Source organism: Rickettsia asembonensis, assembly GCF_000828125.2.
GTDB classification, from domain to species: domain Bacteria; phylum Pseudomonadota; class Alphaproteobacteria; order Rickettsiales; family Rickettsiaceae; genus Rickettsia; species Rickettsia asembonensis.
In genome coordinates this window covers 1-6593 of the sequence record NZ_JWSW01000058.1, presented here as the reverse complement: position 1 = coordinate 6593, position 6593 = coordinate 1, and the positions used below count along the sequence as shown (strand labels likewise).

Genomic DNA, 6593 nt, shown 5'->3' with positions numbered 1-6593 from the left:
GATAACACATAGATAGTAACAAAATTTCTACTAATTTTATATATACTGACCAAAATTTATCTTAAATTTAAACACAAATTTTTCCAAAAAAATATCCTTCCTGTAATTCTCTGCTTAATTCCTTATCTCTCAACACTTCCATTAAAGCTATTTCTTATTTTTGTTAATAATAGTTGATTACAATTAAAGTAAAAATAAAAAGTTGCAATAATAAATAATAAAGAAGTATTAATAATTGTAACTTTTGGCATTTCAGCGGCTATCATTCTATTTTATTAGTTGCTTTAGCTTCTTGTTCCTGCTGTAATTTATACTCTGCTGCTTTTTCTTCTGCATAATTAAAAAAGAAATAACAGAAAGTTAAAAAACTAGTCAAAACTATTCCAAGAGTTATTAGTATTAACTTAAGCTCTTTCCTTGCATTTTGAGCTTTTAATCGCTTTTCTTCCTCTTCATCAATATAAGACTGAGAGGTTAAAATTTCTTCTTCTTTATTTTCCATATTTAAACTCTTTAAAATTAGCTTATATATTAATTATAGAGTTTAATTATCATTTGAGAGAAGTAATTTATAGGGGGAATTAAAAGAAGTCAATAATTATAATTGTTAATTGTAATAATTATATATTTAATAAATCTATCTTACTCAAAAATACGGCTTTTTCTATTTACTAGGTAAATATGTATTAGTTCTTGAGTCTTATAATAAGGCAATTGAACTTGATCCTACAAATTCTGAAGTACAAATATAATAAACAAAATTTATTAAAGCGTATGTATTGTTAAGTAAAAAATGCTGAAAAGCTTGATTTTATGCTGCGTTCGCCGTTTGATACATTGGTGAATTTGCCTAAAAATGGCGAATGGTACCCGCGGCCGGACTTGAACCGGCAAGAGCTTACGCTCCACGGATTTTAAGTCCGTTATGTCTACCATTCCATCACGCGGGCAAGACCAGTGTATAGTATATTGTATACAGTATACTATTTAATTCACGGTGACAGATTAATAAAAAAAATACAAAAAAGCAAGTACTTTTATCATTAATATATTAGTCTGATATAAAAAAATTATTAAACCACTTTAAAATAGTTAGTTTACTCATTAATTTATTAGATAATTAACTTAAATAGTGACAAAATAGTAATAATATGATAGATTAGTTTCAGAAAGTAATACTTTCTCTTGTATATTATTGATATGTTTATTGACAAATGCCGCAAGGTAAGGTAGTTTTGCATAATGAATTTTTATCGGCTCTTATATTAAATAAGATTTAAAGTAAAATTTAAGTTTTAGTTATTATAAGCGTGTGTTAAGTTCAAATAAGTAATTTCTATCTAATAAAGGTTTTTATGGCTACAAATATAGTAGGTAAAGTTAAGTGGTATAATTCTACGAAGAATTTTGGATTTATTGAACAGGAAAATGACGGCAAAGATGTGTTTGTACACAAATCAGCCGTAGACGCAGCAGGTTTACATAGCCTTGAAGAAGGACAAAATGTAATTTTTGATCTTGAAGAAAAGCAAGGAAAAGCCTATGCTGTTAACCTCAGAATTAAATAAATATATTATATAATGCCAAAAGCAGCTATCCAAAATTGTTTATAATTTAGGGTAGCCTAGTCATCTTTATCAAAATAGTAAATATTTTGTTTTTGTCTTATAATAACCTATATAATTTTAAGTATAATAAATTATTTTTACTAAGAGGCATGAAAATGCCATAAATCTAATAATATTATTCTGGCTTGAATAAGATTCTAAAATAGTTTCATTATTCATTATCGTTTTATATATTTAGTTGGTTTGTAATCTAGCTTAAGCATATTTTTTGATTCAGGATAATTATATAAGTCGTTATTTTAATTTACTATAACTTATTTTTTATACAATAGACCTGCATAACTTATCTTAGAGGTTATCTGTAAATAAATTTTAATTAGTAATTAAAGAGTTTTTTTAGCGAAAAGTGATAAGATTTTTGAAGAAATAGTTATTCATATTTCAAAAAAATCTTATAATTTGCAGCCGAAAAGAATTAAATTATCGGTTAAAATTTATTTACAGGTAGGTTCTTAATAAAGGGAATAAGAGATTTCTACTCAAGCGTACTAATAAAGTATGTAAGGCTGAGAGAGCGTCTCATATATCTTTAAGAAATGGGTTATGTAATAGGTCTAATCAATAATGTGCATATTTTGATTTAAAACTATATTGGATTATATAATGAAAAATTTTAATTTATCTGAAGAATTAATTATCGCTCTTGAGACAATGAATATCACTGAGCCGACTGAAATACAAAAGCAATCGATTCCGGTTGCAATGGCGGGGTCGGACATACTCGCTTCTAGCCAAACAGGTTCAGGAAAAACTCTCGCTTATTTATTGCCGTTAATTGATTCATTTATTAAAAATAAAACTACTGCTTTAATTCTTGTCCCGACTAGAGAATTAGCAACGCAAATACACAGTACTTTAAATAAAGTAACTACATCCTATAAAATTAATAGTGCAGTTTTGATAGGCGGTGAACCGATGCCTAAACAATTTATGCAATTAAAAAAGAATCCGAAAGTGATTATCGGTACGCCAGGGCGTATTATCGATCACTTAAATAGAGGAAGTTTAAAAATTGATCGCATAGGCATAACTGTACTTGACGAAATGGATAGAATGCTTGATATGGGGATGAAAGAACAGTTAGAAGAAATCAATAAATTTTTACCGGAAAAAAGACAAGTTTTAATGTTTTCCGCTACTATGCCAAAACATATTATTGCTGTTTCTCAAAAATATCTAAACAATCCAGTACGTATTACGGTAGGTGCTACTAATAAAGCAGCTGCAGAAATAAAACAGGAATCAATGCATGTTTCTGATAAAGAAAAATTTAGTGAATTAACTAAACAACTTGGTAATAGGGAAGGATCGGTAATTATTTTTGTGAAGACTAAACGCTCTGCCGATCAATTAGCTAAAATGTTAAAATATGAAAATCATAAAGCAGAAGCTATACATGGTGATTTAAGTCAGCGTCAACGTGAAAGAGTAATTTTATCATTTCGTAAGTCAAATCATAGAATAATGGTAGCAACTGATGTAGCGGCTCGTGGGCTTGATATTTCTCATACACAGCATGTTATTAATTATGATTTACCTATGTGTCCTGAAGATTATTTACATAGAATAGGTAGAACGGGTAGAGCAGGGGCTACCGGACATGCACTGTCTTTTATTTCTCCTGATGATGTTATTAGATGGCGTGCAATTGATCGTCTAGTAAATAAAGGAGAATCTACACCACGAAGTGAGTTTAGGAGTGATAAAAATAATCGTAAAAGATCATTCGGTAAAAGAGCCGGCGGTGAGGGTAAAAAGTTTAATTCTTTTGATAATAATCGTAAAAAAACTTTTGGCGGTAACAGCTACGGTAATAAAAGAAAGAAAGTCTCATAGTTTGTAGGACGTATTGCATGGTTCTCATGTCATTCCTGCTTTTAGCAGCGTTGTTGCATGGCTTAAAAAATGCCCTCGATGTCATACCGTGGCTTGACCACGGTATCCAGAAAAACAACTAAAAATATCAATATTATTGATATTTTTAACTGGATCCCGTGAATAAATCACGGGATGACAGGAGGAAAATCGAGCCATGCAACAACGCTGCTAAAAGCAGGAATGACATAGATTTTACAAGGATAACATCAAATCATTTTATATAAGGAGAATAAATTCATAAATTTAAATTTTTCACGATTTCAATATATATCTAATATTTTCTTTATATTAATAATTTCTTTTCCCGGAGGTTTAATTTATTTACTTACCGGTTCAACTCTTTCTTTTTGGCTTCGAGAATCCGGTTTTGATAAAATCACTATCGGGCTTTTTAGTTTAGTTAATTTTATTCATATATTTAAATTTTTATGGGGTCCTTTACTAGAAAAAGTAAGTTTTGCTCCTTTAAGTAAGCGAGGATATAAATATTGTTTAATTATTGCTTTGGTTAGCTGTATTTGTTGTGTATATGTTCTAACAAATTTTAACCCTAATACTCATTTTATACCATTTGCTTTATGCTTAGTAGCTGTGGCATTTTTTTCTTCCATTTATGATATGTTGCTTCAATCATCACAGATGTTACTTATTATAAATAAAAATTGGGGCATAAGTGAGGCAGCTTGTACTACAGGCTTTAGAATAGGTATACTTATAGCAGGTTCAGGAGCGTTATATTTATCAACTATCATATCTTGGCAAGATGTTTATCGTGCTATGGCAATTTTATGTATACCGTCATTACTATTAATTATAATTTATCCGCTTAAATTTAAAGATAAGATAATTATTAATGATTTTGATAGATTTTGGCATGCTTTTTATGACTTTATCAAGAAACCTAAATGGCTAATAATTGTTAGTTTTATGCTTCTATATCGTCTTCAAGATAATTTTCTTTCAATTATGCCGAATATGTTTTATCTCGATATTGGGTATACGAAGAAAGATTTAGCTCTTGGATATAAAGCTTTCGGTATGTGTGCTGCAATCCTTGGAGGTTTTATAGGCGGTTTTTTGTGCCGAAAATATGAATATTCTTATTTGCTTAAAAAAGCATTAATATATCATGCTTTATCTAGCCTATCTTTTTTATTTCTCTATTTTTATAATCGAGATATTACAAGTCTGTATATAGCGGTCTTTTTTCAAGAATTTACCAAAGGCTTAACTATGTCGCCGTTTTTTTCTTACCAATTAAGATGTTGTAGTTCTAAATATTGTATAACCCAAATTGCTTTAATTACTTCTATTGCTTATATTAGTACCATATTGTTCGGTAGTATTTCAGGCTATGCAGCTACTTATTTAGGTTGGACTTATTTTTTCATCGTAGCAGGATTTTGTTTTATACCGGCTTATATATTAATTAGATATTTACCGCCTTATGTTATTCCCGCGTAGTATTGTTGTGTGGATCAGCTTTCTCGTCATTGCGAGGAAATTACGAAGTAATTGACGAAGCAATCCAGTAAAAAAATGCTATAAATTGATATTTTTTATTATCTTTTCTAGATTGCCGCAGCCACTTCGTGGTCTCGGCAAGGCATTGTTGCGTAGACCGGTAAAACCACCTGTGTCACCACGTGGCTTGCTAACTAGGTCCATAAAAACAACAAAAAATACTAATAATATTAGTATTTTTAACTGGATACCGTGGTCAAGCCACGGTATGACAGAGGTGAAGTTGGTCCACGCAACAACGCCGTCTCGCAATGACGATTAAGTGTCCACGCAATAATCTCCAAGATAAATACAAATATATTGTAAAAACGGTACTATCGATTTATAATAATCAACAAATTTATTAGTGTACTTTAATTATGTTTATTCAAACTGAAGATACTCCCAACCCTGATGCAATAAAGTTTTTCCCGGGGCAGGAAATAAGTAGTGAACAGCCGGTATTTTTTAGCGATATTGCTGAAGTTAAAGGAAGAAGCAAACTTGCAGAGTCACTATTTTATATTAATAATGTAAAATCAGTATTTTTTGGTAGTGATTTTATAACAGTGACTAAGCAAGCTGAAAGTAATTGGCAAGTTATAAAGCCTGAAGTTTTAATGGTTATTATGGATCATTTTGTTTCGGGATTTCCGGTATTTGAAGAAAGTACAAAAGCAGATAATGTAAATCATAACCTTGATGGGCTTTCGGAAATAGAGAAGCAAATTGTAGAGATTATTGAAACTAGAGTGCGTCCATCTGTTGCACAAGATGGTGGTGATATAATATATAAAGGCTTTGAAAATGGTATAGTTAAATTAGCTCTTCGTGGTGCATGTCTTGGCTGTCCAAGCTCTACTATCACCTTAAAAGACGGCATTGAATCCATGCTTAAACATTTTGTACCGGAAGTGCAAGAAGTTGAAGCTGTAGAGGAAGATTTTGAGTAATTTAGGTATTGACTAAAAAGAGTTGATTTTAAGTTTTGATGTCGTTCCCGCATTCTATGTCATTCCCGCGGAAGCAGGAATCCAGAAAAAAAGCATAAATACAGCAAATTTTTAAAATTAAAAGCTCGATTTATCTCGCTTTATGCTGGATTCCCGCTTCTGCGGGAATGACATAGAAGCCATGCAATAACAACTTCAGCTACTTGCAATGACGATATATCTATAATACTAACCTTCATTTGCAGAATTGATTATATCATTTTGATGCCAAATAACGTAATGTAGTTCAACATCTTTTGGAGCATATACTACGATAGGTAGTTTGCTATTATATCTTAAAAATGTTTCATCGCCTAAAAATACACTAACCGGTTTTATGGTTGCTTTTACGTTTGGGCATGCCATCATTGTACTAGCAGGCTGATCGCTAACTTGATTCATAACGTAATAATCATATCCTCATCCTTCTAAAGTTTTTGTTTCCAGCTTACCGCCAAACCAAACATTATTACTATTTAAACGTAATAATTCTTTTACGTATAGAATACTATTTATCCACAATATCTTACAAAGAAGAACTATAAGGAAGTGATTTAATATAATTCTCCATAAACTCCCAATCTGGAGTACC

At 30.7% G+C, this 6593-nt stretch carries 7 protein-coding genes, 1 tRNA gene and 1 pseudogene; 6 read left to right on the top strand and 3 right to left on the bottom strand.

The genetic code is table 11. The features are described 5' to 3' along the window. Window positions 1-262: 262 nt before the first annotated feature. Both SB78_RS05495 and SB78_RS05490 read right to left on the bottom strand, forming a co-directional pair. Window positions 263-502 carry an RP671a family tick cell line-upregulated protein gene (locus tag SB78_RS05495; RefSeq protein WP_041079192.1) on the bottom strand — a complete coding sequence of 80 codons (240 nt, stop codon included), beginning with the start codon at window positions 500-502 and terminating at the stop codon, window positions 263-265. Window positions 503-864: 362 nt separating this feature from the next. Beyond that, a tRNA-Leu gene (locus tag SB78_RS05490) sits at window positions 865-950 on the bottom strand. A gap of 405 nt (window positions 951-1355) precedes the next feature. On the opposite strand from SB78_RS05490, the gene SB78_RS05485 reads away from it, so the two are divergent. The 6 genes from SB78_RS05485 to SB78_RS05470 all read left to right on the top strand — a co-directional run bounded on the left by SB78_RS05485 (window position 1356) and on the right by SB78_RS05470 (window position 5962). After that, window positions 1356-1568, top strand: a complete 213-nt coding sequence (locus SB78_RS05485; protein WP_041079191.1) for a cold-shock protein — start codon at window positions 1356-1358, stop codon at window positions 1566-1568. 663 nt (window positions 1569-2231) lie between these two features. Further along, window positions 2232-3464 (top strand): DEAD/DEAH box helicase, encoded by a 1233-nt coding sequence (locus SB78_RS05480; protein WP_041079190.1) that lies wholly within the window; start codon window positions 2232-2234, stop codon window positions 3462-3464. A 69-nt stretch (window positions 3465-3533) separates the two neighbouring features. Next, complete coding sequence (locus SB78_RS11990) at window positions 3534-3626, top strand: palindromic element RPE4 domain-containing protein (RefSeq protein ID WP_410524515.1); 93 nt, start codon at window positions 3534-3536, stop codon at window positions 3624-3626. Window positions 3627-3743: 117 nt separating this feature from the next. After that, entirely contained in the window at window positions 3744-4970 is a 1227-nt protein-coding gene (locus SB78_RS05475) for an MFS transporter (RefSeq protein ID WP_081420979.1), read from the top strand. A 112-nt stretch (window positions 4971-5082) separates the two neighbouring features. After that, window positions 5083-5292, top strand: coding sequence for a hypothetical protein (locus SB78_RS09750; protein WP_241773780.1), 210 nt, complete (start codon window positions 5083-5085; stop codon window positions 5290-5292). A gap of 97 nt (window positions 5293-5389) precedes the next feature. Further along, the gene (locus SB78_RS05470; RefSeq protein ID WP_041079186.1) at window positions 5390-5962 is read left to right on the top strand and encodes a NifU family protein; all 573 of its coding nucleotides are present in this window, start codon (window positions 5390-5392) and stop codon (window positions 5960-5962) included. A 228-nt stretch (window positions 5963-6190) separates the two neighbouring features. Here SB78_RS05470 and SB78_RS11110 read toward each other — a convergent pair. Next, window positions 6191-6409: pseudogene (locus tag SB78_RS11110) on the bottom strand (ecotin family protein); the annotation flags it as partial. Between the last annotated feature and the right edge of the window lie 184 nt (window positions 6410-6593).

Coding starts and splice junctions, on each gene's coding strand:
- SB78_RS05470 (WP_041079186.1), top strand. CDS start 5,390: ATGTTTATTCAAACTGAAGATACTCCCAACCCTGATGCAATAAAGTTT.
- SB78_RS05485 (WP_041079191.1), top strand. CDS start 1,356: ATGGCTACAAATATAGTAGGTAAAGTTAAGTGGTATAATTCTACGAAG.
- SB78_RS05480 (WP_041079190.1), top strand. CDS start 2,232: ATGAAAAATTTTAATTTATCTGAAGAATTAATTATCGCTCTTGAGACA.
- SB78_RS11990 (WP_410524515.1), top strand. CDS start 3,534: ATGCCCTCGATGTCATACCGTGGCTTGACCACGGTATCCAGAAAAACA.
- SB78_RS05495 (WP_041079192.1), bottom strand. CDS start 502: ATGGAAAATAAAGAAGAAGAAATTTTAACCTCTCAGTCTTATATTGAT.